Raw genomic sequence first — 25520 nt, 5'->3', positions numbered from 1 at the left:
AAGAGTTGGCGTTACACCAACTCTTTTTTGTATATGTATGCTTCGTTACTACTCTGTAAATTTGGAGTGTTTGCTTAAATACGCTTGTACTTCTGGAGAAATATTAAAGTTATTAGGACTTTTATATTCGATAGTAAACTCTCCGTCTTTATTTGTTTCAAAGGCGATTGCATAGCTATTCATTTTAGCATCGTAAGAAGTGTTTTTGACTTCTGCATCTAGATTAAAATATTTTGTAATATACTCTTTTGATTCCGTAATTGCTGCTTGTTTTCCCCAAGGGGTACCATAATAGGTGAAATAAAGAGATACACTAATAACTCCAATAATAGAAATTAATAAAATAGTTCCTAGAGCTATTTTTTTATTCTTTGTATTCAATTTGGTTACTCCTCTTCATAGTATGTATTCATTTTAACCTATCTTTTCCATAAAACAACCATTTAGAAAAAATAGTTTCACATGAAACAAGTTACAGAAAAAGACAAGATGTGTAAACACCTTGTCTTTTTTGTCGTTACATTTTAGGAGCTTCCATTCCAGCCGCAGCCCACTCTTCTTTTGCGGGGCCGTACACACCAGGAACTGTTAAGCCGGCTTGTCGCATTAAAACTGTCATTTGCCCGCGGTGATGATTTTGATGATTGATGAGTGTCATTAAAAATATAGAATTCGGCATAGGGCGACCAAAGAAGTCATTAATAGTAGCTAAGTCTTTATCAGTCCATTTACTTTGAAGTGTTTCAACAAAAGCCGCGTTTACTTTACGGTATTCATCTGCAATTGTTTTTGCAGAAGTTGGAACAGGATAATCTTTCGTTTCTCCTTCAAACTTTAGCCCTGTGCCAGATAGTATAACAGGAATTGCCGTCACGATATGCCAAGCAACTCTGCCTAACGTCCAATGCTTAGGTGCAATTTCTTGTGATAAAGATTCATCTGTTAATGTATTGAGCATCTTTTGAGTAGATTCAGCTTCGTATGTCCATGATTGTAGAAATCCTTCAATAGTTTGATACATTGTTATCCCCCCTATTTTTGTTCATAGATTAAATTCGTGAGAGATTATAGAATTCCTGTTCAATAAGAAATATTGAGTTAAGCATTTGCTGCAATAGAAAAATAATTGGGTAATATTTAAAAAACTTCAGAAAAACGTTCTTATTCATTCGTATATGTAATGAATAGAGCATGGAGTAAAGGATACAGAAATAGTAGAAGGTTTTCGAAAATAAGATATGCTAGCGCCGTATACAGCAAATGTAAAAAAGGAATTTTGTTTAATCAAGGAGGCAAAAGTACAAGCAAAAGTAGAGTTTTTTGCATGTAATAATTACTGGAATGTACGCAATAAACCTGTAAGTGTATACCCACCAAATAAAGTTTTTATTACTTACTGGTACTTAAAAGATTGAATTTGAAGGAAGGGATCAACATGTCTTCATGGCTCAATAATACAAATGGATATTGTAGTTGTAATAATCAAAATGGTGTACATGTTGATTCGTGCTGTTTTAGTTGCGATGGGACAGTTCCTAAGCTGGGGCCAACCGGTCCGACGGGAGCAACGGGAGCAACAGGGTCAACGGGAGCAACAGGGGCAACGGGTCCAACAGGAGCGACCGGAATAACGGGAGCAACGGGGTCAACAGGAGCAACGGGTCCAACGGGAGCAACAGGATCAACAGGTCCAACGGGAGCAACAGGAGTAACAGGTCCAACGGGAGCGACCGGAATAACAGGGTCAACGGGAGCAACAGGAGCGACCGGAATAACGGGGTCAACGGGTCCAACGGGAGCGACCGGAGCGACCGGAGCAACAGGGGCAACAGGAGTAACAGGTCCAACAGGAGCAACGGGAGCAACAGGATCAACAGGTCCAACGGGATCAACGGGTTCAACAGGAGCGACCGGAATAACGGGTCCAACAGGGGCAACAGGGTCAACGGGCCCAACAGGAGCGACCGGAATAACAGGAGCGACCGGAATAACAGGAGCGACCGGAATAACAGGAGCGACCGGAATAACAGGAGCGACCGGAATAACAGGAGCGACCGGAATAACAGGAGCGACCGGAATAACAGGAGCAACAGGAATAACAGGAGCAACCGGCTCAACCGGTCCAACGGGAATAACAGGTACAAGTATCACAGCGACGTATGCATTTGCAAATAATACGTCGGGAACAGCAATATCGGTACTTCTTGGTGGAACGAATGTCCCGCTTCCAAATAATCAAAACATCGGTCCAGGTATTACTGTTTCTGGGGGGAATACAGTATTTACGGTTGCGAATGCTGGGAATTATTATATTTCATACACGATTAATATAACGGCTTCCTTATTAGTCAGTTCGCGGATTACAATTAATGGAGCACCCCTTGCTGGGACGATCAATTCTCCTGCGGTAGCAACTACATCATTTAGTGCAACAATCATTACAACTCTTGCAGCGGGAGATGCTATTAGTTTACAACTATTTGGTTTGTTAGCTGTCGCAACATTATCAACAACTACACCAGGAGCTGTGTTAACGATAATAAGATTAAGCTAAATAATAACTCTCTTATTTTTATAGATTAGGAGAGTTTGTACATATAATAAGAAGTTAATGGAGTGAAGCATAGTTATACAAAAGTCAGAATATTATGATTGTAACGTTATGGTGACTATAATATAATGAAACCAACCATCATGAATGAACATTCATTTATTTTTATGTATTTGAAGGGGGAATGAAGGTGGAAAAACCATGGTTGAAAAGTTATCCAGAGGAAATTCCAAGTAAGATTTCTTATGATATTCAGCCGCTTCATAAATATGTAGAACAGATGGCTTCTTGCTATCCAGAAAAGAAAGCGCTTCACTTTTTAGGGAAGGATATTACATTTTCAGATTTCCATGATAAGGTGAAGAGGTTTGCAAATTATCTTCAAAAGCTCGGTGTGGAAAAGGGTGATCGAGTTGCAATTATGTTGCCGAATTGTCCGCAGGCTGTAATTGGTTATTACGGTACATTACTTGCGGGGGGTATCGTAGTACAAACAAATCCACTATATACAGAAAGAGAATTAGAATACCAGCTTCATGACTCGGGAGCAAAAGTAATTCTTTGTCTCGATTTAGTATTTCCAAGAGTAACGAATGTTCAATCTGCTACAAAAATTGAACATATTATCGTAACTCGTATTGCAGACTTTTTACCCTTCCCTAAAAATCTATTGTATCCATTTGTGCAGAAAAAACAGTCGAATTTAGTTGTGAAAGTATCAGAGAGCGAAACGATTCATCTTTGGAACTCAGTAGAAAAAGAAGTGAATACGGAAGTTGAAGTGCCTTGTGATCCTGAAAATGATTTAGCTCTTTTACAGTACACAGGAGGAACAACTGGATTTCCGAAAGGCGTTATGTTAACGCATAAAAACCTTGTATCCAACACGTTGATGGGGGTTCATTGGTTATATAATTGCAAAGAAGGAGAAGAAGTCGTTCTTGGGGTTCTTCCATTTTTCCATGTTTATGGTATGACAGCTGTTATGAATTTAAGTATTATGCAAGGATATAAAATGGTTCTTATTCCAAAGTTTGATATGAAAATGGTTTTTGAAGCGATTAAGAAGCATAAAGTGACGTTGTTTCCAGGGGCACCAACTATTTATATCGCTCTTTTAAATAGCCCGCTTTTAAAAGAATACGATATTTCGTCTATTCGTGCTTGTATTAGTGGCTCAGCACCACTGCCAGTGGAAGTACAGGAAAAGTTCGAAACAGTTACAGGTGGTAAACTAGTAGAGGGATACGGTTTAACAGAATCATCTCCGGTTACACATAGTAATTTTTTATGGGAAAAGCGAGTGCCAGGTAGCATTGGAGTTCCATGGCCAGATACAGAAGCAATGATTATGTCGCTTGAAACTGGTGAGGCATTACCACCAGGAGAAATCGGTGAAATTGTAGTAAAAGGTCCTCAAATTATGAAGGGATATTGGAATAAGCCAGAAGAAACAGCCGCTGTATTACAAGATGGATGGCTCCATACAGGGGATGTTGGTTACATGGATGAAGGTGGGTTTTTTTATGTAAAAGATCGTAAGAAAGATATGATTGTTGCGAGTGGATTTAATGTGTATCCCCGTGAAGTGGAAGAGGTATTATATGAGCATGAAAAAGTGCAGGAAGTAGTGACGATCGGAGTTCCTGATCCGTACCGAGGAGAGACAGTGAAAGCATTTGTTGTGTTAAAAGAAGGTGCGGAGTGTTCTGAGGAAGAATTAAATCAGTTTGCACGTAAATATTTAGCTGCCTATAAAGTGCCGAAAGTATATGAGTTTAGAGATGAACTGCCGAAAACGACAGTCGGAAAAATTTTGCGCCGTGTCCTAATTGATGAAGAGAAAAGAAAGAATGAGGATGAGCAAACGGGCTAAGGCCCTTTCTTTTTGAAAAAATAGGATTGACACTTTTCTAAATAGTCAGTATTATAAGAATATGAATGACTATTCATTCAGTCATCTTCTTGAAGGGGACAGTAAAGTGAAGAAAAATAGACCGAAATACAATCAAATTATTGATGCGGCAGTCATTGTGATTGCGGAAAATGGATACCACCAAGCGCAAGTTTCTAAAATAGCAAAGCAAGCTGGGGTAGCTGATGGCACGATTTATTTATATTTTAAAAATAAAGAAGATATATTAATATCCTTATTCCAAGAGAAGATGGGAGAATTTGTCGAAACAATTCGTCAAAAAACAGCAGGAATTGAAAGCGCTGTATCGAAGTTATTCATGTTGGTAGAAACGCACTTCTTGCTGTTGTCGCAAAATGATCCTCTTGCTATCGTTACGCAATTAGAGCTAAGACAGTCCAATCAAGACTTACGCCTGAAAATAAATGAAGTATTAAAAGGCTACTTACAAGTTATGGATGAGATTTTAGAGACAGGTATAAAGCAAGGTGAATTCCGAGCGGATTTAAATGTTCGCGTGGCAAGACAAATGATCTTTGGAACAGTAGATGAAGTTGTGACCAATTGGGTAATGAGCGATCATAAGTATGATCTGGTCGCACTTTCAAAAACGGTACATGGGCTACTTATTGCAGCTTGTGGTTATCGTCAATAATGGGAGGGATCATGTTGAAATTCCTATCTGTAAGAGTTGAAGATCATATCGCGGTGGCGACGTTAAATCATGCGCCGGCTAACGCGATGTCTTCACAAGTTATGCATGACGTTACTGAATTAATTGATCAAGTAGAGAAGGATGATAACATTCGTGTTGTTGTTATTCACGGTGAAGGGCGCTTCTTCTCGGCGGGAGCAGATATTAAAGAATTTACATCTGTTACTGAAGCGAAGCAAGCGACTGAATTAGCGCAGCTTGGACAAGTTACGTTTGAGCGCGTTGAAAAATGTTCAAAACCAGTTATCGCGGCAATTCATGGAGCGGCACTTGGCGGCGGCCTTGAGTTTGCTATGTCTTGCCACATGCGCTTTGCAACTGAAAGTGCAAAACTTGGTTTACCTGAATTAACACTTGGATTAATTCCTGGATTTGCAGGTACACAGCGATTACCACGTTATGTTGGGAAAGCGAAAGCTTGTGAAATGATGTTAACAAGCACACCGATTACTGGTGCAGAAGCATTAAAATGGGGACTTGTTAATGGAGTTTTTGCTGAAGAAACATTTTTAGATGATACGCTTAAAGTTGCAAAACAGATTGCTGGAAAAAGCCCGGCGACGACTCGTGCTGTACTAGAGTTATTGCAAACGACGAAATCGTCTCATTATTATGAAGGTGTACAACGCGAAGCTCAAATCTTTGGGGAAGTATTTACGAGTGAAGATGGAAGAGAAGGTGTAGCAGCGTTTTTAGAAAAGCGTAAGCCTTCATTTAGCGGCAGGTAGTTCAATTATTTTTTTAATATAAATTAACAGAAAATTAAAATTGATAGAATCTTTCTGAAAAACAAGGGGGTAAATGGAATGAACATCTACGTACTCATGAAACGAACATTTGATACAGAAGAAAAAATCGTAATTAAAAACGGTGCAATTTACGATGGCGAAGCGGAATTCATCATCAACCCTTACGATGAATATGCAATTGAAGAAGCAATTCAAGTAAGAGACGCACAAGGCGGAGAGGTTACTGTTGTAACAGTCGGTGGCGAAGATAGTGAGAAAGAACTTCGTACGGCATTAGCGATGGGCTGTGATAAAGCAGTATTAATTAATATTGAAGATGATGTAGAAAATGGTGACCAGTTCACGACAGCAAAAGTGCTTGCTGAATATTTAAAAGATAAAGATGTAGATTTAATTTTAGGTGGAAACGTTGCAATTGATGGTGCATCTGGACAAGTTGGTCCACGCGTAGCTGAAGCGTTAAATATTCCGTACGTAACGACAATTACAAAACTTGAAATTGACGGTACAAACGTGAAGATTGAGCGTGATGTTGAAGGTGATACAGAAGTGATTGAAACTTCATTACCAGTTTTAGTAACAGCACAACAAGGTTTAAATGAACCGCGTTATCCATCGCTTCCAGGTATTATGAAAGCGAAGAAAAAGCCACTAGAAGAATTAGAATTAGATGATTTAGATTTAGAAGAAGATGATGTGGAAGCAAAGACAAAAACAATTGAAATCTATTTGCCTCCTAAGAAAGATGCAGGAAAAGTGTTACAAGGCGAGCTGCAAGATCAAGTAAAGGAACTTGTATCGTTGCTCCATACAGAAGCGAAAGTAATCTAATAAAATACGAAATTATATATGCAGGAGGGAAAATCTATGGCTCGTAAAGTATTAGTAATGGGTGAAGTTCGTGATGGATCGCTACGTAACGTTTCGTTTGAAGCGGTAGCAGCAGCAAAAACAATTGCAGAAGGCGGTGAGGTAGTAGGTCTTCTAGTTGGAGACAGCGTTGCCTCTTTTGCAAATGAATTGATTCATTACGGTGCAGATCGCGTTGTGACAGTTGAAAATGATAAATTAAAATCATATACATCTGACGGTTATGCACAAGCGTTTTTAGCTGTATATGCTGAAGAAAATCCAGAAGGTATTGTATTTGGACATACAGCACTTGGTAAAGATTTATCACCAAAATTAGCAGCGAAGCTTGAAGCTGGTCTAGTTTCTGACGTAACTGCTTTAGAAGTTGAAGGTGGAAATGTTATCTTCACTCGTCCAATTTACTCTGGTAAAGCGTTTGAGAAGAAGATTGTAACAGATGGCATCTTATTTGCGACAGTGCGTCCAAATAACATTGCGACGCTTGAAAAAGATGAGTCTCGCAGTGGTGAAGTGTCTTCTATTACAGTAGATGTGAAAGATCTACGTACAATCATTCAAGATGTCGTCCGTAAGACAGCAGAAGGTGTTGACCTTTCTGAAGCGAAAGTTATTATCGCTGGCGGAAGAGGTGTGAAGAGTGAAGAAGGATTCAAGCCATTAAAAGAGTTAGCTGACGTATTAGGCGGCGCTGTTGGAGCATCTCGTGGTGCTTGTGACGCTGAGTATTGCGATTACTCATTACAAATTGGTCAAACTGGTAAAGTTGTTACGCCAGACCTATACATTGCATGTGGTATTTCTGGTGCGATTCAGCATTTAGCTGGTATGTCTAACTCAAAAATAATCGTTGCCATTAATAAAGACCCAGAAGCAAGTATCTTCAAAGTAGCTGACTATGGTATTGTTGGTGATCTATTTGAAGTCGTACCTCTTTTAACAGAAGAGTTTAAAAAGTTAAAAGTACATTCATGATTTGAGTACCCTTGAGTTCCAAGTGAAGTACCCCTATATATAGAAAAAGGTGAGAGATCCCCTGTCTCTCATCTTTTTAGTATTTAATCCGTATTTTTATATAGTATAAAGGAACACTTTTTTGTTACAATACATAACGATACATATTATTCGCCACGTATATAAGTTAATGATATACTCTTGGTAGAATATACTTGAAGGAGGAAATAAAATGGCAATTGTAAACGCAAATGACCAAAGCTTCGCAGCTGAAACTAGCGAAGGTGTTGTATTATTAGATTTCTGGGCACCTTGGTGTGGACCTTGTAAAATGATCGCTCCTGTATTAGAGGAAATTGATGCAGAACTAGGCGAAAAGGTAAAAGTAGTAAAAGTAGACGTGGATGAAAACCAAGAAACTGCTCGTCAATTCGAAGTAATGAGCATTCCAGCTCTTTTCGTATTAAAAGACGGTAAAGTAGTTGATCAAACGTTAGGTTACAAACCGAAAGAAGCGTTAGTAGAATTAGTTTCTAAACACTTCTAAAATAAAGGGGCTACCATTTGGTAGCTTTTTTATTTTCCTTTTTTACACCTTTCCGTTACAATAAAAGAACGTATGTTGGGTGTTTTGGCATAGTATGTTTTCATGTGAAAATAAAAATGCTAAGCATGTAGAAATGGAGGGTAACGAGTGCACGAACATTTAAAAGAAAAATTGGCTATTTTACCAGATCAACCCGGTTGTTATTTAATGAAAGATAAGCAAGGAACGGTTATATATGTCGGAAAAGCAAAAGTGCTTAAAAATCGTGTGCGCTCGTACTTTACTGGTTCGCATGATGGAAAAACACTTCGGCTTGTCGGAGAAATTGTAGATTTTGAATATATTGTAACTTCCTCAAATCTAGAGGCTTTGATTTTAGAGTTAAACTTAATAAAAAAACACGATCCAAAATATAATATTCAATTAAAAGATGATAAAACTTATCCTTTTATTAAAATTACAGCTGAGAAACAGCCGCGATTACTTATTACGCGAAATGTAAAAAAGGATAAGGGAAAGTATTTTGGCCCTTATCCAAATGCACAATCAGCTCATGAAACGAAAAAACTGTTAGATCGTATGTATCCGCTTCGTAAGTGCTCAAATATGCCCGATAAAGTTTGTTTATATTATCATATGGGGCAATGTTTAGCGCCTTGTGTGAAAGAAGTGACGGAAGAACAAAACAAAGAAATTGTAGATGAAATTATTAAGTTTTTAAATGGTGGACACAAAGAAGTTCGTTCAGAATTAGAAATAAAAATGTATGAAGCTTCAGAGAAACTAGAGTTTGAACGTGCAAAAGAGTTACGTGATCAAATTGCACATATCGATGCGATTATGGAAAAACAAAAGATGATTATGAGTGATTTAGTGGATCGTGATGTATTTGGTTATGCGGTTGATAAAGGATGGATGTGTGTTCAAGTTTTCTTCGTTCGAAAAGGAAAGCTAATTGAACGTGATGTTTCTATGTTTCCAATCTACGATGAACCAGAAGAGGGATTTTTAACGTTTATCGGTCAATTTTATGAAAACAGTAGTCATTTTAAACCGAAGGAAATCGTTGTTCCAGGAAGTATCGATTCAGAATTAGTAGAGCGCTTTTTAGAAGTGGAAGCGACACAGCCGAAACGCGGTAAGAAAAAAGATCTTGTAGAATTGGCAAATAAAAATGCGAAGATTGCTCTTGAAGAGAAATTCTATTTAATTGAGCGTGATGAAGAGCGAACGATTAAAGCGGTAGAGAATTTAGGGAAGCAGCTCGGAATTGAAACGCCTTATCGTATTGAAGCGTTTGATAACTCAAATATTCAAGGGGCAAATCCTGTTTCTGCCATGATTGCTTTTATTGATGGGAAGCCAGCTAAGAAAGAATACAGGAAATATAAAATTAAAACAGTTCAAGGGCCAGATGATTATGAGTCTATGAGAGAAGTTGTGAGACGCCGCTATACGAGAGCACTGAAAGAGAGTTTACCTTTACCAGATTTAATTATTATTGATGGAGGAAAAGGCCATCTGGCGGCTACAAGTGATGTTCTAGAAAATGAGCTCGGTTTATATATTCCGATGGCAGGTCTTGTAAAAGATGACAAACATAAAACATCCCATTTAATTATTGGAAATCCACCTGAACCTGTGATGCTTGAGAGAAATAGCCAAGAATTTTATTTATTGCAGCGCATTCAAGATGAAGTGCATCGATTTGCGATTACATTCCACCGTCAATTACACGGGAAATCTGTCATTCAATCAGCTTTGGATGATATTCCTGGAATCGGGGATAAACGAAAAAAAGTATTGTTGAAACATTTTGGGTCGCTAAAAAAGATGAAAGAGGCTTCTGTAACGGAATTTGTCGAAGCTGGTATGCCGAAAAATGTCGCAGAGACGATTTATACTTATTTAGCAGATAAGAAGACGTTGTAGTTTACAACGTCTTCTATTTTTTGGTATAATTTCTGAAGATTTGAAATAAATATATCTGAATGAAAATACAAAAAAGTCAACTAAACTTATATGTCTAGTTGACCGCAGGTGATACTACACTTCAATGAGATCTTTTATATCCCATTTCACAAGAAATGTAATAGAGTCTGAACGTTTTTTCTTTTCTTCGTAGGACTCTGCAACGACGTTTCGTTGCTTTTGAATTTGTTCAGCGATGAATCCAGCTTCTAATTGATAAGAAGAATGTCTCTTTTGTTTTTGACGTTCAGCAATGAGTGTGCCTTTAAGTTGGAACTGCATTTCACGACGCTTATGTTCAATAATGCTCAAAGTGCCCCAGCCAGCTTTTTCAAAGAACTGAATGACTTCTTCAATTGTTTCTAGTGGATATTTTCTTGCAAGGTTTCTACCAGACCAGTATAAAATACCATCTAAATCGTTACCGATTAAATCAGGTAGTAATTCTTCACGTAGCAGTTCATAAGCGAAGGCGTTCAATGAAACATCTTCTAAAGATGTTGTATCGATTGTATTTTTACTCACAATTTTCCCCTCTTTCTATAGGGATTATTATATAACATTTCTCATTTATAAAAACAGATTTTTCTTTGGGAAAATCTGAATATATAAGAAGAAAAAAAGAATTGCCAAATTATATGCAAATTATGTATACGTTTTCTTGACGCTTCGACAAAAATAGGAGTAAAATGAACTTGGTATCAAATTATGCTGAAATATTTCGAATAATTTTTTCAGTTTTTCTTATGCCAATAGTGAAAAAACATTATTGCCATAAACTAATCTGAAAACAGCAGTCAATCATTCAAGGGGGGTAATGGGGACATGAAAGGCCGCGAGTATACGTTTCGTAAGTGGCACTCATTAATGGGGGTCATCCCGGTTGGTGTCTTTTTGACGCAACATTTAATTGTAAACAACTTTGCAACACGAGGAGCAGAGGCTTTTAACAAAGCTGCAGGCTTTATGGAGCTCCTTCCATTCCGGTATGCGCTAGAAATTTTCATTATCTTTTTACCAATACTGTACCATGCTATATATGGCTTATATATTGCATTTACAGCTAAGAACAACGCGGTTTCTTACGGTTATTTCCGTAACTGGATGTTCGTCTTCCAAAGAATTTCAGGTATCGTTACGCTGATCTTCATTTCTTGGCACGTCTGGGAAACTCGTATTCAAGCAATGTTAGGTAAAGAGGTAAACTATGATATGATGGCAGATATTTTAAATAATCCAGCTATGTTTGCATTCTACTTAGTTGGTGTTGTTTCAACAATTTTCCACTTTGCAAATGGACTATGGACATTCTGCATCAGCTGGGGAATTACAGTATCTCCACGTTCACAAAGAATCTCTACTTATGTAACATTAGCTATTTTCTTAGGTCTATCTTATGTAGGTGTGAGTGCATTATTAGCGTTCATCGATCCACAGCTAGCAAACCAGTAAGGAGTGGGAGAGCATGAAAGGGAAACTTATAGTAGTCGGCGGTGGCTTGGCTGGCTTAATGGCAACGATTAAAGCGGCGGAAGCAGGAGTAAATGTTGAACTGTTCTCTTTAGTACCAGTAAAACGTTCGCATTCTGTATGTGCCCAAGGTGGAATTAACGGTGCCGTAAATACAAAAGGTGAAGGGGATTCTCCATGGATCCACTTTGACGATACAATTTATGGTGGGGACTTTTTAGCGAACCAACCACCAGTTAAAGCAATGTGTGAAGCAGCACCTGGTATCATTCACTTAATGGACCGTATGGGTGTTATGTTCAACCGTACGGAAGAAGGACTTCTTGATTTCCGTCGTTTTGGTGGAACGCAACATCACCGTACAGCATTTGCTGGTGCAACAACTGGACAGCAATTACTATACGCATTAGATGAGCAAGTACGTCGTCACGAAGTAGCAGGACTTGTAACGAAATATGAAGGTTGGGATTTCTTACGAGCTGTTGTTGATGACGAAGGTGTGTGCCGAGGAATCGTTGCACAAGACTTACAAACAATGGAGATTAAAAGTTTCGGAGCTGATGCCGTGATTATGGCAACAGGGGGCCCTGGTATCATCTTCGGAAAATCAACTAACTCTATTATTAATACAGGTACAGCAGCTTCTGCTGTATATCAACAAGGCGCATATTATGCAAACGGTGAGTTCATTCAAATTCACCCAACGGCAATTCCTGGAGACGATAAATTACGTCTTATGAGTGAATCTGCACGTGGTGAAGGTGGACGTGTTTGGACATATAAAGATGGTAAACCATGGTACTTCTTAGAAGAAAAATATCCGGCTTACGGAAACCTTGTACCTCGTGATATTGCAACGCGTGAAATCTTTGATGTTTGCGTAGAGCAAAAACTAGGTATTAACGGTGAAAATATGGTTTACTTAGATCTTTCTCATAAAGATCCGAAAGAACTAGATATTAAACTTGGCGGAATTATTGAAATCTATGAGAAATTTACAGGTGATGATCCTCGTAAACTACCAATGAAAATCTTCCCAGCTGTTCACTATTCAATGGGCGGACTATGGGTTGATTATAAGCAGATGACAAATATTCCAGGTTTATTTGCAGCAGGTGAGTGTGATTATTCTATGCACGGTGGTAACCGTCTTGGTGCGAACTCACTATTATCAGCAATTTACGGTGGTATGGTAGCAGGACCAAATGCAATTGAATATATGAAAGGTCTTACTAAATCATCAGATGCTGTTTCATCTACTGTGTATGAACAAAATGAATTGATCGAAACAGAGAAATTTAACAATATTTTAACGCTCGATGGTAACGAAAATGCGTATGTTCTTCATAAAGAGCTTGGAGAATGGATGACAGATAACGTTACAGTAGTTCGTGAAAATAAGAAATTATTAGAAACAGATGCAAAAATTGAAGAGTTAATGGCTCGTTATAAACGTATTAACATTAACGATACAGCGAGATGGAGTAACCAAGGTGCTTCATTTACACGCCAACTTGCAAATATGTTTGAGTTAGCACGTGTTATTACAATTGGCGCATATAACCGTAATGAGAGCCGTGGGGCACATTACAAACCTGAATTCCCAAATCGTGATGATGCAAACTTCTTAAAAACTACGATGGCAAAATTTGAAGGAGAAGGAAATGCACCAGCATTCCATTACGAAGACGTGGATATTTCATTAATTAAACCACGTAAACGTGATTATTCTTCAAAACATGATGTAGCTGCTAAGAGTGAAGAGAAGGGGGATAAACAACATGTCTGAGAAAACAATCCGCCTCATCATTACGAGACAAGACGGACCAGACGCGCAAGCGTTTGACCAAGAGTTTGAAATTCCATATCGTCCGAATATGAATATTATCTCGGCACTTATGGAAATTCGTCGTAATCCTGTTGATTCAAAAGGAAACCAAACAACTCCGATTGCATGGGATATGAACTGCTTAGAGGAAGTATGTGGTGCATGTTCGATGGTGATTAACGGAAAACCACGTCAATCATGTACAGCGCTTATCGATCAATTAGAACAACCAATTCGCTTAAAGCCGATGAAGACATTCCCAGTTGTTCGTGACTTACAAGTTGACCGTAGTCGCATGTTTAATGCTCTAAAACGTGTTAAAGCTTGGATTCCAATTGATGGTACGTATGACTTAGGACCAGGACCAAGAATGCCAGAGAAGAAACGTCAATGGGCTTATGAGCTTTCAAAATGTATGACATGTGGTGTTTGCTTAGAATCATGTCCAAACGTAAACAGCAAATCTGACTTTATTGGGCCAGCACCGTTATCACAAGCTCGTTTATTCAACTCACACCCAACGGGTGAAATGCATAAAGCAGATCGCTTACGTGCAATTATGGGCGATGGAGGACTTGCAAACTGTGGTAACTCTCAAAACTGTGTGCAATCATGTCCAAAAGGTATTCCATTAACAACTTCAATTGCGGCATTAAACCGTGATACAACAATTCAATCGTTCAAAGATTTCTTTGGTAGCGACAATAACTATTAATAAATATTGCCTCTTCAACATGAAGAGGCAATATTTATAACTTTATTTTTCTGTTTATTCTGTATATTAAAAGGGCGAAAAGGAGAGGGAACAATGAAGAGGATTTCTTATATTGAAGACTTTGAGCAATGGGAAAGTGGTTTTTCATTTTACAACCCTGTAAAAGTTCGTTTTGGCGAAGTAGATATGTTTGGGCATGTAAATAATGTCGTTGCCTTTACCTACTTTGAAGAAGCGCGTATTGCATTGTTTAAAGAACTTGGATTTATGCAAGAATGGACGCATGAATCTTCAGAAACGATGATTGTTGTTGCGGATTTACAATGTAATTTTATTAAGCAAATATATTTTGATGAACAGTTGAAGGTGTATGTAAAAGCGGGATCGGTTGGGAATTCTTCTTTAGATTTGCATTATATGGTGAAGAACGCAGCAGGAGAAGCTTGCTTAGTTGGTCGTGGAATGATGGTTCAAGCATCGAAAAAAACGGGTAGAGGCGAACCGTGGCCTGAAGAGTGGAAGAAAAAATTACTACAATGATAGAGTGAAAGAAAGTAAGAGAGCAATTTGCTCTCTTATTTTTTGTCTTCCATCGCTTCTTCTAACGTTAAATGATGTTTATATATGTATGTAGCGTATGGATTTCCAACGTAGCGTAAATGCCACGGTTCATATGAATATTCTGTTGTTTCGGTTTTATCTTCTAAATAACGAATGACAAAGCCAAATTCATGAGCATGTTCTGCAACCCATTTTCCTTCGGCTGTCTCTCCAAAAATAGGCTCTAATTGGAATTTAGCAGATTTTGAACTAATATCCATTGCTAAACCAGTTTGATGTTCACTCGTACCAGGAATGGCACTTACTGAATCCGCCGCAGCTTTCCCTTGACGTCTAACGTATGTATTATGTAATGATTTTTGGCGTTTGTATGAACGATAACCAGATACAGCTGTAAGTTCAAGACCTTCTTTTTTTGCCGCTTCAAACATATCTTCAAGTGCATTTGCAGCATCTTTGCGCAGTAATGTTTTTTCTTTATCTTTTGGGCTAGTAAATGGTACATTTGGTCTTGTTAAGTCTTCAGGTATGTATCCGTCTGGTAGTTTTCGATGTTTATTTACTAATACAAGATTAGACTCTGGATCTGTTACAACGGAAAAATCATTGTCCAGCTTCTTTGCATTATGATCAGCTTTTGGAAAAGCGGGAATCTCTTCTTTTTGGTGGTTACTATGCTGTTGATTTTCGACAGCTTTCGCATTATTTTGTAGTGGTGATGTAGAACTAAAGTAAGCGAAAGAAGTGATACCGATTACAATAGTAGTGGCAGAAATAATAATTATCTTTTTCATGATACCTTGTAATCACAGTCCTTTCTTAATAAAATGTGTATCGTTTTTTATTATAAGTCTAGTTTACTGAAAAAGAAATATAAGAGTCGTAACGTAATAGAAATGCAAAGAAAATGTCAGAAAATGTGTGAAATTGTAGTATTTTTTGATATAATTCATTTCTTATCTTTCATGAAATGAATTTTTTATGTAATATATATACATAAGAAGATGTAGCGATTATCGAGGATAAAGAACTTCTTGTATAGACTAGGAGTGAATGGGAATGGATTTTGCAACAATTATTGGACTTATTTTAGGGTTTGTAGCGGTAGTAGTAGGGATGGTTGTCAAGGGCGCTGACGTAACAGCCTTATTGAATCCTGCCGCAGCATTAATTATTTTTATCGGCACATTTGCTGCAGTATGTATAGCCTTTCCGATGAATCAACTAAAAAGAGTTCCGAAATTATTTAAAGTTCTTTTTGGTTCTAATAAAAAAGATTTAAGTTATGAACAGTTGCTAGAATTGTTTGTCCATTGGACATCTGAAAGTAGAAAATACGGTATTCTGTCTTTAGAGCAACAATTAGACAAAATTCAAGATGAATTTCTTTTGCGTGGTATGAAATTTGTGATTGATGGCGTATCTGCAGAAGATTTAGAACAAATTTTAGAAGCTGAATTAGAAGCAATTGAAGAAAGGCATGCAAAAGGAGCTGCAATTTTTTCTCAAGCGGGTACGTATGCACCGACATTAGGGGTTTTAGGTGCTGTTATCGGTCTTGTAGCTGCACTGGGTAATTTAACTGATATTGAAAAGTTAGGACATGCTATTTCGGGTGCGTTTATTGCAACGATTTTTGGTATTTTCTCAGGTTATGTATTATGGCATCCATTTGCAAATAAGTTAAAGCAAAAATCTGCAGCTGAAATCGAGAAAAAACGTTTAATCATTGATTGTTTATTAATGTTACAAGAAGGTACATATCCGTTTATTATGAAGAATCGTATTTTAGGTGCACTTTCTGCAACTGAGCGTAAAAAGCTTGAAAAAGGGGCAGAAAAAAATGCGGAGTAAAAAAAATAGAAGAAGTAAAAAGAAAAAGCATGATGAGCATATCGATGAAACTTGGTTAATTCCATATTCTGATATGTTAACGTTGTTATTTGCATTGTTTATCGTTTTATTCGCAATGAGTAGTATAGATGCTGCGAAGTTTAAACAGATGGCAGTTGCTTTTCGAAGTGAATTAGCCGGTGGAACAGGCAACAAAGAATTTTTAAGTGATCAGAAGCCAAATGATGAAAAGGAATTATCAGCAAGTAGCCTTGAGGCAGAACAAACAAAAAAACAAGAAGAAGCTAGAGAAAAAGAAAAAAAAGAAATGGATGAATTGAAAGCATTACAAAAAAAGATTGATCAATATATTAATGAGAAACAATTATCCTCTTCTTTTCAAACTAAATTAACTGAAAAGGGATTAATGGTGACAATATTAGAGAATGTGCTGTTTGATTCGGGGAAAGCAGATGTGAAGTTAGAATCACTAGGGATTGCAAAAGAGATGTCTAGTTTACTTGTTTCAGCGTCACCTCGTGAAATTACAGTATCCGGTCATACAGATAATGTTCCTATTGCCAATGCGCAGTTTGCATCGAACTGGGAATTAAGTACGCAGCGGGCAGTTAATTTTATGCAAGTATTACTGCAAAATAAAGAATTGCAGCCAGGAAAATTTAGTGCAGTTGGTTACGGAGAATACCGTTCAATTGCCCCGAATGATACGCAAGAAGGAAAGGCGAAAAATAGACGAGTAGAAGTGTTTATTTTACCTTTAACGAGAAATATGCAATAAAGAGGATGGCGAATGCCATCCTCTATTCTTTTACATCAAATGATTTTAAGTTGTCACGGCGGATTTTATCTTTTTCAGTATCTGATTTTTTGAAATCATAATCATATAAAGCGCCTTCCCAATCACCATACATTGGATTCGGGAAAATAATAAATTTCTCACCAAATTGTGCTTTTGAGTCCGCTACTGCTTGATTTCGATCTTTTACAGACTTTCCGTCAAAACCAGTGAAATCAGATAAGTTATCACCGAAGAATAAGACGATATCATGTGTTTGAGAAACGAGTTCACGGCGTTTTTCTTTTCCTTTTTCTTTCGGATCTTGTAGTAGTATATGTTCTTTCGTTGCTTGAGGAGCACCTACACGCTCAAGATTTTTAATTGTTGCATCTAGTTGGTTTGTTTTACGATTTGAGATGTAGTAAATATCTACACCTTTAGACTCGGTATATGTTAAGAAATCAATTGCGCCTGGAAGGGCCTCAGCTTCAGCCTTATTAATCCAGTCATCCCATTTATACGGATAGCCTTTTCCTGTTTTTACGCTCATCGCTTGATGAGGACTGTTATCTAAAACCGTTTCATCTAAATCAAGTACGATAGCAGGTTTTTTCTCTGTCCCTTTTGCAAGAACTGTATCAAGCTTTAATTGACCGATATTATACCCTTGGTAATAAAGTGCTTTCATTTCGCCAGCTGTTTGATACCATAAATCAGCCATTAATTGGTGGTCTGTTAATTTTACTTTCTCTTCTTTTACCACTGCTTTCTCTTGTGTTCCTGAACATGCTACAAGCGATGTAGATAGAACCGCTACAGATAATAAAGTGGTAATGCCCCTCTTCATCTTCATATGTATCCTCCTTGATGTTAGAAAATCAGTTAATATTATATATCGAAAAATAATATTTTTTGTATGAACATTTGCATATTGTCTTTTGTATATATAGTAGTATGTCCTATATTAGAAAGATGAGAAAAAAGATGGGAATTAGTTTGTCAATTATAATTGTCGAAATGACAATTATAATTGACAAACTACATGATTTTATTTACAATTTTAACTAAATAGAACAAATGATGGATTAAGGGGATGTTACATAGTAAGAGGATCGAGCGTAGTGCTATATTTTATCTTGCATAAACATAGTCTTTGAAAGAGAGTATGAATGATACTAAAGGGGAGGCTTTATACTTTGAGTTTACAAATTCAAAATTTAACGAAACTATTTGGGGAATCAAAAGCAGTTAACGGTTTGCAAATTTCGTTACCAAAAGGTGAAGTGCTAGGATTACTTGGACGAAATGGTGCAGGGAAAACAACGACAATCAAAATGCTTCTCGGATTATTAACACCTAATGAAGGCTCTATTACATGGGATGGAAAATCATTTGGGACTAGTGGGGTAACGATAGGATACTTACCAGAAGAAAGAGGTTTATATACAAAAAGTAGAGTAGTAGACCAGTTACGATATTTTGGTAGATTAGAAGGAATGACGAAAAAAGAAGTAGATCTTGCTATTGATCACTGGTTAGAGCGATTAGCGATACCGGAATATAAATTTAAAACGGCAGGAGAGCTTTCGAAAGGAAATCAGCAAAAAATCCAATTAATTGCTGCGCTTCTTCATAATCCCGAACTTCTCATTTTAGATGAACCATTTAGCGGACTGGATCCAGTGAATGCTGGAATGTTAGCTAGCATTATTGAAGAACAAGTACAGAGCGGAAAGACGATTATTTTATCAAGTCATCGTATGGAACAAGTAGAGGCTTTTTGCCAACATGTATGTATTTTGAAAAAAGGTGAAGCGGTCGTAAAAGGCCAGTTAAGCGATATTAAAAAAGAATACGGTTTCCGTAATTTAACGATTGAAGATACAGAAGAGAATGAGAAGGGATTAGAAGCTATTCATGTATCGTATGAAAAGCAACAAGGCCTTCTTTATGTGCAAGTACAAGATGATGCAGAAGCTCTAAAGATTTTACAACAGTTGCAAGAACAAGGTGTTACCTTGCGACAATTTAAAATGTTAGAGCCGACGTTAAACGAAATCTTTGTAGAGAGGGTGAAATAACGATGCGTAAATTTTCTCACGTATTTTCATTTTATTTTAGAGAAGCGTTTTTATCTAAAAAATCATTAATCATGAGCGCGATTTTATTTTTAATTGTTTTTGGGATTTTTGCGTTCAATCATTTTACTTCAAGTAATGATAAAAATAAGGATAAAGATAAAATTGCAGTTGTGACAGAGAGTTCTACATATAAAATACAAAAAGAAGAGTTAACTAAGTTATTACCATCAGCTAAATTAACAATTGGTTCAAAAGAAGATTTCAATAAACTGCATAAACAAGTAGAAGAAGGCGAGTTAGACGGTTTGTTTCGTATAACTGAAAAGAATGGAGTTCCAGAAGTCACGTATATGTTTAATGGGTTCGCTAGTGAAACAAATTCTACAATTATAGCTAGTTATTTGAAGGGAAAATATATGGCCGTAACAGTTGCTAAACATAATGTTTCACCAGAAATTGCACAACAATTGCAAACCGAAATTTCTGTGAAACAAGAAGCAATAAAAGATCGTTCTGCCTCTGCCGGAATTGCATATTTCTTCATATTCGCTTTATATATGTTTATTGTTGCGTTCGGAAGCACAATTGCGATGAATATTGCTTCTGAAAAAGCTTCTCGCGTTATGGAAGTTATGATTCCGAAAGTAAAACCTCTTACGATGATGTATGCAAAAATTTTAGCGGTTGTTTCAACGGCGTTATTACAACTTGTCATATTGGCATGTGGTTATTTAGTTCCTTATTTACTAGGGTGGGTAGACTTAGAAAATGGTTCATTATTTGGCGTAATTGATGTTACAAAGTTAGATGCAAAAATAATCGGTATGTTCCTAATTTATTTTGTTACAGGATATTTCCTGTATGCGATGATGTATGCAGCTGCTGGTGCGGTTGTTTCTAAGACGGAGGATTTGCAAGGTGTAATGCTACCGATTTCAATTTTAATAATTGCAGCATTCTTTATAAGTCTTAAATCGTTGGGTGACCCAAATAGTACTATCGTTGTTATAAGCTCTTATGTTCCGTTCTTTACCCCAATGGTTACATTCTCACGCTTTGTAGCTGGTGAAACTGGTATGTTAGAAATTACGATAACATTGGCGGGGCTTTTAGCGACAATCGGTATTTTAAGTGCTGTTACAAGCCGCATTTACATAAACGGCGTAATGAATTACTCAGACAAAGTGAAATTTAAAGATTTAGCGAAATTTATAAAGCGTCAATAATGAGAAAAAGCATGATTTCCTATTGAAATCATGCTTTTTCTTTATGTATAAATTAAAAATAGTATATAATAATAAGAGTCGTCTTTTAATAGAATGAATACAAAGGAGGGTGTGCAGATGGGGATCAGTAGTCGTTTTACAGTAGGTGTTCATATGTTGACGTTACTTGCGATTGATCGAAACTCTCGCTGTACCTCTGAATGGATTGCTGGTAGTGTGAATACAAATCCGGTTGTGATTCGTCGCATTACAGGAATGTTGAAGAGAGCAGGACTTGTTGATGTACAAGCTGGTAAAGGCGGTACGACACTTGCTCGTGATTTAGAAGAAATTACATTACTTGATGTATATAAAGCAGTGGAAGTTGTAGAAGAAGGGCAGCTATTTTCCTTCCATGAAAATCCCAACATTGAATGTCCAGTAGGAGCTAATATTCAATCAGTATTAGAAATTATTTTGATGCAAGCGCAAGAAGCGATGGAAAACGTACTAGCAAATGTAACGGTAGATCAATTAGTTACAAACTTAAAGTCTAAAATGAAAGAGTGAAAAAGCGAGCAACCTCATAATGAGGGCTCGCCTTTTTTTATGCATAAATATTGAAAATTCTATTTTTCAGTATTTAAAATAAATTTACCAACAATAGCTGCTACGATACCACCAAGAATTGGTGCAACGATGAATACCCATAGTTGAGAAAGTGCTTCTCCCCCAGCAAATAAAGCTGGTGCGATACTACGAGCTGGGTTAACAGAAGTTCCAGTTAACGGAATTCCTAATAAGTGAACTAAAACTAATGTGAAACCAATTACTAATCCTGCTAGAGAGGAACTTCCTTTTTTACCTGTTACAGCAACGATAACTAAAATGAATACGAAAGTTAAAATAAATTCAACTAGAAATGCTCCAGATAAACCAAGAGTTCCAAAACTATTTTGTCCTAAATTATCTAAAGGTGTTTTAGCAGAGTGTAAAATTGTTACTAACGTTGCAGTTCCTAATAAACCACCTAAAATTTGAGCTAATACATAATAACAAAGTTCCATAGTGTTCATTCTTTTGTTGATGAACATAGCTACTGATACTGCTGGGTTAATGTGACATCCAGAAATTGTTCCGATGCTATATGCCATAGCCACAATAGATAGACCGAAAGCCATAGCGATTCCTAATGTTCCAATTCCTTCAATTCCGCCGCCAATGACAGCTACTCCAGTTCCGAATAATACAAGTACAAATGTACCAATAAATTCAGCGATTGCTTTTTTTAACATAATTTACCTCCTAATATTGCGCATGAAACGTATTATAACATAGGTTTTAGTATAAACAGCTAATGAAATACTATTCTGATAAGGCGAAATAGGGGGACAATAAAAAGGAGTATGGTTCTTTGTTATAGAACCATACTCTTTTTTACGCTGTTTTTTTCTGTTTAACGATTGGAACAGAACGGTTTAAAATGCTATTTGCAACCATCCCTAACATAATAATAATCATTCCAAGTAGGGAAAGACCACCAGGGAATGAACCATTTAAGAAAACAATTTCGCCAAGCACGGTAAAGACCATCGTTCCGGCTTGTGTTGCTTCAACAGCTCCAAGTAGAGCGAGATTATTTTTTGCTAAGTCAGTAGCAAAGAAAAATGTCATCGTTGCAATTACGCCAGAACATAATGCTAACAAAAATCCTTGCAACATTTGACTTGATGTTGGAATACCAGTAGTAGAAAATCCATATATGCCAAGTAAAATTGTTATAGGAAGACTTCCGATTGCCATTCCTAATACACGTTGGAACGTATCGAGACGTCCGCCAACAAGCTCCATCATTTTACGGTTGCCGAATGGATATAAGAAAGCGGCTACTACGACAGGTAAAAATCCTGAAATGAACTGAGTTATTGTAATATGACCTGCTGCAGTTGCTTGCATACAAATTACACCAAGTAAAATAAATAATGCGACATATAAACTGCGAAGTGGAATTTTTCCACGTACAAGTTTTGTGCCTGATTTCGTTTCTATTTTAATGAAGAATAATGGTGATAAAAGTAAACCTGCTAATATCGTAACTTGCCAAGTTCCAGCAACGAGCCAAGCTGGAGAAAAAACAGCTGCAAAACTTAATAAAGAATAGAAACCAATACCAGCAACGGAACCCCATCCGATCCACGCTAATGGATGTTTCTTTAATTCTTCCCATAAACCCCTTAAGTTTTTGCGAAATAAAACGATAAGGAATAAAATAGGGAGAGCAAATAAAAAACGGAAGGAAGCTGTCCAAGCCCAGCTCGTTCCAGAGACATTCATCGCTCGATTAATAATAAAGGTTGCGGAAAAAAAGGCTGATGATAAAAGGCCTAATAAAATTGCGCGCATAAAGTATAGCACTCCTTTCGGAATTTGATTATTATGTATAGTATAATATACTTTATAAATATAAAAGTAAACTATTTTATACTTTAAGGTGGTTTTATAGATGAAAGAACATGAAGATATGCAAACGAAAGAAGTCATTCAGCAAGTAGGTCAGCTATTAAGACAAATTCGAAATGAACAAAAATTAAGTTTAGAAGAATTAGCTCAAAAAACAGGGGTTAGTAAATTAACATTAGGAAAGATTGAAAGAGGCGAAACGAATCCGACGTTAGCTGTCATTTGGAAAATAACGAAAGGATTATCGATTCCTTTATCGAGATTGATGGTTGTTGGAGAACCAGTAGCTGTTGCGCGCTGCGGAGAAGGATTTGCAGTAGATGCAGGACAAGCGTGGCACTTAGAAACGATGTTCCGCTATACGAAAGAAACGGGAATGGAAATGCACCGTGCTTGTTTAAGATCGAATAGTATATATGAACCAGAAGCTCATCATGAAGGTGCTATTGAGCTTGTAACGGTCATGAAAGGGAAAGTATCGATTCAAGTAGAAAGTGATGTATACGAATTAAATGAGTTTGACTCTATTCAATTTGAAGCGAATAAGAAACATAGTTATAAGAATGAAGAAGATGAAGTTGCAGTATTGCATTTAACGATGAAATATTCTTCATAAAAAAATCACCTATAGAATTCTATAGGTGATTTTTTATATTTCGACTAAGTATATGCAGGATGCCACTAGTACGAACGTGGCATAAGTAATAAACAAATGAAATAAACTAAAAAACCAGTCCCAAAACATAAAACAGCAATGACCCAAAGTATGCGAATGAGAGTAGAGCTAATATCAAAATATTCTCCTAAACCACCACATATACCAAATAGCATTTTATCAGTTTCGGATTTACATAACCTTTTTGACATCTTCCAATCCACTCCTTTTTATGACAAGCTATATACTTCTATTCTATATGGAAATTTATGAGAAGACTATGAGGTTGTATGACATTTTTTTGGAGAACAGTCGTATTAATTGTCTTAATTTTCAGTTGATATTAAACTTATAGTAAGAAGTAACTTTTAATAAAGGGTGGAGGAAATAGAGATGACAGTATATTGGTTGACTAATGTAATGCTTGAGTCAGGCTATACATATGAAGAGGGGAGAATTTCCAAAACAGAAACAGAGGTATGTAGTTTACTCATTGAAGATGGAAGAATTAAAAAAATGATAGCAGGGGCTGTTCAAGAGGAAGGGGTACTCATTCTTGATGCGAATCGTTTATTGATGTTGCCTGCTTTCGAAGAGATGCATATTCACATTGATAAGACGTATTATAGTGGTCCTTGGAAAGCTTGTATGCCAGCAGAAAGCATTTTTACACGTTTTCATGAAGAAAAGGAAATTTTGCCGAAGCAATTAGCAACTGTTCAAGATAGGGCGGAAAATATGCTAGCGTTATTGCTTCAAAATGGTGCAACGAATATAAGAACGCATTGTAATGTTGATCCAATTATTGGGCTTGGTAATTTAGAGGCGACGTTAGCGGCGTTGGAAACATATAAAAATCAAGTTTCTGGTAGAATCGTTGCTTTTCCGCAACATGGATTATTACGCAGTAATTCTGTGCAACTCGTGAAAGATGCGATGCGTATGGGCGCGCATCTAGTCGGTGGTGTGGACCCAGCTACAGTGGATAATGATATTGAAAAATCACTACATACCATTATGGATATCGCAGTAGAATTTAATGCGGATGTTGATATTCATCTGCATGATGCGAATAATCTGGGAACTTTTACGATGAAGAGGTTGGCAAGTTTAACAGAGGAGGCGGGTTGGCAAGGGCGCGTAACGATTAGTCACGCGCTTGGACTTGGTGGTGTTACAGATAAAGAAGCTGAAGAAGTGGCGGAAAGACTAGCTGCTTTACATATTGATATTACTTCAACAGTACCAATTGGGAAACAAGTAATCCCAATTCCGTTATTAGATAAAAAAGGTGTGAAAGTCTCGTTAGGAAATGATAGTATTACAGATCATTGGTCACCGTTTGGAACGGGGGATATGCTGCAAAAGGCAAATCGATTAGCCGAACGTTTTGGATGGAGTGACGAAAGGTCTTTAGGAAAAGCACTTCGCTTTATTACGGGAGGAAAAGAAACATTAAACAATGAAGGGAAGCGAGCTTGGCCGAATGTAGGAGATGAAGCGAGTTTTGTTTTGACGAATGCAACATGCGTCGCTGAAGCAGTAGCGCGTCAAACAGAGAAGCATTTAGTTGTGCATAAAGGAAATATTGTTGTTGGAAGTTTAAGTGAGGTTAAATTAAATAATCTTGTGTAAAAGAAT

27 protein-coding genes are annotated in these 25520 nt (G+C 37.1%); 19 read left to right on the top strand and 8 right to left on the bottom strand.

Annotated features, from left to right (window positions below; all coding sequences use genetic code 11):
- Positions 1-48: 48 nt before the first annotated feature.
- Together Q9B79_RS11780 and Q9B79_RS11775 are read right to left on the bottom strand one after the other, a co-directional pair.
- Entirely contained in the window at positions 49-381 is a 333-nt protein-coding gene (locus Q9B79_RS11780) for a YfjL-like protein (protein ID WP_306184388.1), read from the bottom strand.
- Positions 382-517: 136 nt separating this feature from the next.
- A complete protein-coding gene (locus Q9B79_RS11775) occupies positions 518-1021 on the bottom strand; it encodes a DinB family protein (RefSeq protein WP_306184386.1) in 504 nt (167 codons plus the stop codon).
- 414 nt (positions 1022-1435) lie between these two features.
- Here Q9B79_RS11775 and Q9B79_RS11770 point away from each other — a divergent pair, with 414 nt between their 5' ends.
- The 8 genes from Q9B79_RS11770 (at position 1436) to uvrC (ending at position 10233) form a co-directional block, all read left to right on the top strand.
- Positions 1436-2554: a BclA C-terminal domain-containing protein gene (locus Q9B79_RS11770; RefSeq protein WP_306184384.1), complete on the top strand. Its 1119-nt coding sequence runs from the start codon at positions 1436-1438 to the stop codon at positions 2552-2554.
- A 187-nt stretch (positions 2555-2741) separates the two neighbouring features.
- Positions 2742-4427, top strand: coding sequence for a long-chain-fatty-acid--CoA ligase (locus Q9B79_RS11765; protein ID WP_306184382.1), 1686 nt, complete (start codon positions 2742-2744; stop codon positions 4425-4427).
- Positions 4428-4533: 106 nt separating this feature from the next.
- Positions 4534-5121 (top strand): fatty acid metabolism transcriptional regulator FadR, encoded by a 588-nt coding sequence (locus tag Q9B79_RS11760; protein WP_098669447.1) that lies wholly within the window; start codon positions 4534-4536, stop codon positions 5119-5121.
- An 11-nt stretch (positions 5122-5132) separates the two neighbouring features.
- Positions 5133-5909, top strand: a complete 777-nt coding sequence (locus tag Q9B79_RS11755) for an enoyl-CoA hydratase (RefSeq protein ID WP_000911295.1) — start codon at positions 5133-5135, stop codon at positions 5907-5909.
- 78 nt (positions 5910-5987) lie between these two features.
- Positions 5988-6761, top strand: a complete 774-nt coding sequence (gene etfB, locus Q9B79_RS11750; protein WP_048531528.1) for an electron transfer flavoprotein subunit beta — start codon at positions 5988-5990, stop codon at positions 6759-6761.
- A 36-nt stretch (positions 6762-6797) separates the two neighbouring features.
- Positions 6798-7775, top strand: coding sequence for an electron transfer flavoprotein subunit alpha (gene etfA, locus Q9B79_RS11745; RefSeq protein WP_097808335.1), 978 nt, complete (start codon positions 6798-6800; stop codon positions 7773-7775).
- Positions 7776-7986: 211 nt separating this feature from the next.
- Entirely contained in the window at positions 7987-8301 is a 315-nt protein-coding gene (trxA, locus tag Q9B79_RS11740) for a thioredoxin (RefSeq protein WP_001018944.1), read from the top strand.
- A 147-nt stretch (positions 8302-8448) separates the two neighbouring features.
- Positions 8449-10233, top strand: coding sequence for an excinuclease ABC subunit C (gene uvrC, locus Q9B79_RS11735; RefSeq protein WP_306184376.1), 1785 nt, complete (start codon positions 8449-8451; stop codon positions 10231-10233).
- 114 nt (positions 10234-10347) lie between these two features.
- Here the strand turns inward: uvrC and Q9B79_RS11730 are convergent, their stop codons facing one another.
- The gene (locus Q9B79_RS11730; protein WP_000042224.1) at positions 10348-10797 is read right to left on the bottom strand and encodes a YslB family protein; all 450 of its coding nucleotides are present in this window, start codon (positions 10795-10797) and stop codon (positions 10348-10350) included.
- 300 nt (positions 10798-11097) lie between these two features.
- Here Q9B79_RS11730 and sdhC point away from each other — a divergent pair, with 300 nt between their 5' ends.
- From sdhC to Q9B79_RS11710, 4 genes are all read left to right on the top strand, one after another.
- The gene (gene sdhC, locus Q9B79_RS11725) at positions 11098-11724 is read left to right on the top strand and encodes a succinate dehydrogenase cytochrome B558 (protein ID WP_000678354.1); all 627 of its coding nucleotides are present in this window, start codon (positions 11098-11100) and stop codon (positions 11722-11724) included.
- 13 nt (positions 11725-11737) lie between these two features.
- Complete coding sequence (gene sdhA / locus Q9B79_RS11720) at positions 11738-13531, top strand: succinate dehydrogenase flavoprotein subunit (protein ID WP_098669450.1); 1794 nt, start codon at positions 11738-11740, stop codon at positions 13529-13531.
- Positions 13524-14285 (top strand): succinate dehydrogenase iron-sulfur subunit, encoded by a 762-nt coding sequence (gene sdhB / locus Q9B79_RS11715; RefSeq protein ID WP_001291827.1) that lies wholly within the window; start codon positions 13524-13526, stop codon positions 14283-14285. Before sdhA ends, sdhB begins: the two co-directional genes overlap by 8 nt.
- Before the next feature lie 93 nt (positions 14286-14378).
- Entirely contained in the window at positions 14379-14825 is a 447-nt protein-coding gene (locus Q9B79_RS11710; RefSeq protein WP_306184370.1) for an acyl-CoA thioesterase, read from the top strand.
- Between the two features lie 35 nt (positions 14826-14860).
- Here the strand turns inward: Q9B79_RS11710 and Q9B79_RS11705 are convergent, their stop codons facing one another.
- The gene (locus Q9B79_RS11705; RefSeq protein WP_306184368.1) at positions 14861-15640 is read right to left on the bottom strand and encodes a M15 family metallopeptidase; all 780 of its coding nucleotides are present in this window, start codon (positions 15638-15640) and stop codon (positions 14861-14863) included.
- A 265-nt stretch (positions 15641-15905) separates the two neighbouring features.
- Here Q9B79_RS11705 and motA point away from each other — a divergent pair, with 265 nt between their 5' ends.
- Both motA and motB read left to right on the top strand, forming a co-directional pair.
- Positions 15906-16700, top strand: a complete 795-nt coding sequence (gene motA, locus Q9B79_RS11700; RefSeq protein ID WP_000344857.1) for a flagellar motor stator protein MotA — start codon at positions 15906-15908, stop codon at positions 16698-16700.
- A complete protein-coding gene (motB, locus tag Q9B79_RS11695) occupies positions 16690-17478 on the top strand; it encodes a flagellar motor protein MotB (protein ID WP_306184365.1) in 789 nt (262 codons plus the stop codon). The genes motA and motB overlap by 11 nt, the downstream gene beginning before the upstream one ends.
- Positions 17479-17500: 22 nt before the next feature.
- Here the strand turns inward: motB and Q9B79_RS11690 are convergent, their stop codons facing one another.
- On the bottom strand, positions 17501-18331 hold the full coding sequence (locus Q9B79_RS11690; protein ID WP_306184363.1) for a 5'-nucleotidase, lipoprotein e(P4) family: 831 nt from the start codon (positions 18329-18331) through the stop codon (positions 17501-17503).
- A gap of 343 nt (positions 18332-18674) precedes the next feature.
- Between Q9B79_RS11690 and Q9B79_RS11685 the strand changes: the two genes are divergently transcribed.
- The 3 genes from Q9B79_RS11685 to Q9B79_RS11675 all read left to right on the top strand — a co-directional run bounded on the left by Q9B79_RS11685 (position 18675) and on the right by Q9B79_RS11675 (position 21334).
- On the top strand, positions 18675-19559 hold the full coding sequence (locus Q9B79_RS11685; RefSeq protein ID WP_306184361.1) for an ABC transporter ATP-binding protein: 885 nt from the start codon (positions 18675-18677) through the stop codon (positions 19557-19559).
- 2 nt (positions 19560-19561) lie between these two features.
- Positions 19562-20785 (top strand): ABC transporter permease, encoded by a 1224-nt coding sequence (locus tag Q9B79_RS11680; protein ID WP_306184359.1) that lies wholly within the window; start codon positions 19562-19564, stop codon positions 20783-20785.
- A 117-nt stretch (positions 20786-20902) separates the two neighbouring features.
- Positions 20903-21334, top strand: coding sequence for an Rrf2 family transcriptional regulator (locus Q9B79_RS11675; protein WP_000512998.1), 432 nt, complete (start codon positions 20903-20905; stop codon positions 21332-21334).
- 59 nt (positions 21335-21393) lie between these two features.
- Here Q9B79_RS11675 and Q9B79_RS11670 read toward each other — a convergent pair whose 3' ends face one another.
- Positions 21394-22059 (bottom strand): MIP/aquaporin family protein, encoded by a 666-nt coding sequence (locus Q9B79_RS11670; RefSeq protein WP_306184356.1) that lies wholly within the window; start codon positions 22057-22059, stop codon positions 21394-21396.
- A 142-nt stretch (positions 22060-22201) separates the two neighbouring features.
- Positions 22202-23167, bottom strand: coding sequence for a DMT family transporter (locus tag Q9B79_RS11665; RefSeq protein ID WP_306184354.1), 966 nt, complete (start codon positions 23165-23167; stop codon positions 22202-22204).
- Between the two features lie 100 nt (positions 23168-23267).
- Here Q9B79_RS11665 and Q9B79_RS11660 point away from each other — a divergent pair, with 100 nt between their 5' ends.
- Positions 23268-23840: a helix-turn-helix domain-containing protein gene (locus Q9B79_RS11660; RefSeq protein ID WP_087957097.1), complete on the top strand. Its 573-nt coding sequence runs from the start codon at positions 23268-23270 to the stop codon at positions 23838-23840.
- A gap of 65 nt (positions 23841-23905) precedes the next feature.
- On the opposite strand, the gene Q9B79_RS11655 is transcribed toward Q9B79_RS11660, so the two are convergent.
- Positions 23906-24091 (bottom strand): PspC domain-containing protein, encoded by a 186-nt coding sequence (locus Q9B79_RS11655; RefSeq protein ID WP_000044337.1) that lies wholly within the window; start codon positions 24089-24091, stop codon positions 23906-23908.
- A 181-nt stretch (positions 24092-24272) separates the two neighbouring features.
- Here Q9B79_RS11655 and Q9B79_RS11650 point away from each other — a divergent pair, with 181 nt between their 5' ends.
- Complete coding sequence (locus tag Q9B79_RS11650) at positions 24273-25514, top strand: amidohydrolase family protein (RefSeq protein WP_306184327.1); 1242 nt, start codon at positions 24273-24275, stop codon at positions 25512-25514.
- Positions 25515-25520: the final 6 nt, after the last annotated feature.

The sequence above is a fragment of the Bacillus sp. MHSD_36 genome (genome assembly GCF_030757775.1).
In the GTDB taxonomy this organism is placed as follows: domain Bacteria; phylum Bacillota; class Bacilli; order Bacillales; family Bacillaceae_G; genus Bacillus_A.
This window is presented reverse-complemented; position numbering and strand designations above follow the sequence as displayed.

Coding starts and splice junctions, on each gene's coding strand:
- sdhB (WP_001291827.1), top strand. CDS start 13,524: ATGTCTGAGAAAACAATCCGCCTCATCATTACGAGACAAGACGGACCA.
- Q9B79_RS11675 (WP_000512998.1), top strand. CDS start 20,903: ATGGGGATCAGTAGTCGTTTTACAGTAGGTGTTCATATGTTGACGTTA.
- Q9B79_RS11690 (WP_306184363.1), bottom strand. CDS start 18,331: ATGAAGATGAAGAGGGGCATTACCACTTTATTATCTGTAGCGGTTCTA.
- Q9B79_RS11705 (WP_306184368.1), bottom strand. CDS start 15,640: ATGAAAAAGATAATTATTATTTCTGCCACTACTATTGTAATCGGTATC.
- Q9B79_RS11650 (WP_306184327.1), top strand. CDS start 24,273: ATGACAGTATATTGGTTGACTAATGTAATGCTTGAGTCAGGCTATACA.
- Q9B79_RS11655 (WP_000044337.1), bottom strand. CDS start 24,091: ATGTCAAAAAGGTTATGTAAATCCGAAACTGATAAAATGCTATTTGGT.
- motB (WP_306184365.1), top strand. CDS start 16,690: ATGCGGAGTAAAAAAAATAGAAGAAGTAAAAAGAAAAAGCATGATGAG.
- etfB (WP_048531528.1), top strand. CDS start 5,988: ATGAACATCTACGTACTCATGAAACGAACATTTGATACAGAAGAAAAA.
- Q9B79_RS11665 (WP_306184354.1), bottom strand. CDS start 23,167: ATGCGCGCAATTTTATTAGGCCTTTTATCATCAGCCTTTTTTTCCGCA.
- etfA (WP_097808335.1), top strand. CDS start 6,798: ATGGCTCGTAAAGTATTAGTAATGGGTGAAGTTCGTGATGGATCGCTA.
- Q9B79_RS11710 (WP_306184370.1), top strand. CDS start 14,379: ATGAAGAGGATTTCTTATATTGAAGACTTTGAGCAATGGGAAAGTGGT.
- Q9B79_RS11770 (WP_306184384.1), top strand. CDS start 1,436: ATGTCTTCATGGCTCAATAATACAAATGGATATTGTAGTTGTAATAAT.
- sdhC (WP_000678354.1), top strand. CDS start 11,098: ATGAAAGGCCGCGAGTATACGTTTCGTAAGTGGCACTCATTAATGGGG.
- sdhA (WP_098669450.1), top strand. CDS start 11,738: ATGAAAGGGAAACTTATAGTAGTCGGCGGTGGCTTGGCTGGCTTAATG.
- Q9B79_RS11755 (WP_000911295.1), top strand. CDS start 5,133: ATGTTGAAATTCCTATCTGTAAGAGTTGAAGATCATATCGCGGTGGCG.
- trxA (WP_001018944.1), top strand. CDS start 7,987: ATGGCAATTGTAAACGCAAATGACCAAAGCTTCGCAGCTGAAACTAGC.
- motA (WP_000344857.1), top strand. CDS start 15,906: ATGGATTTTGCAACAATTATTGGACTTATTTTAGGGTTTGTAGCGGTA.
- Q9B79_RS11670 (WP_306184356.1), bottom strand. CDS start 22,059: ATGTTAAAAAAAGCAATCGCTGAATTTATTGGTACATTTGTACTTGTA.
- Q9B79_RS11680 (WP_306184359.1), top strand. CDS start 19,562: ATGCGTAAATTTTCTCACGTATTTTCATTTTATTTTAGAGAAGCGTTT.
- Q9B79_RS11660 (WP_087957097.1), top strand. CDS start 23,268: ATGAAAGAACATGAAGATATGCAAACGAAAGAAGTCATTCAGCAAGTA.
- Q9B79_RS11775 (WP_306184386.1), bottom strand. CDS start 1,021: ATGTATCAAACTATTGAAGGATTTCTACAATCATGGACATACGAAGCT.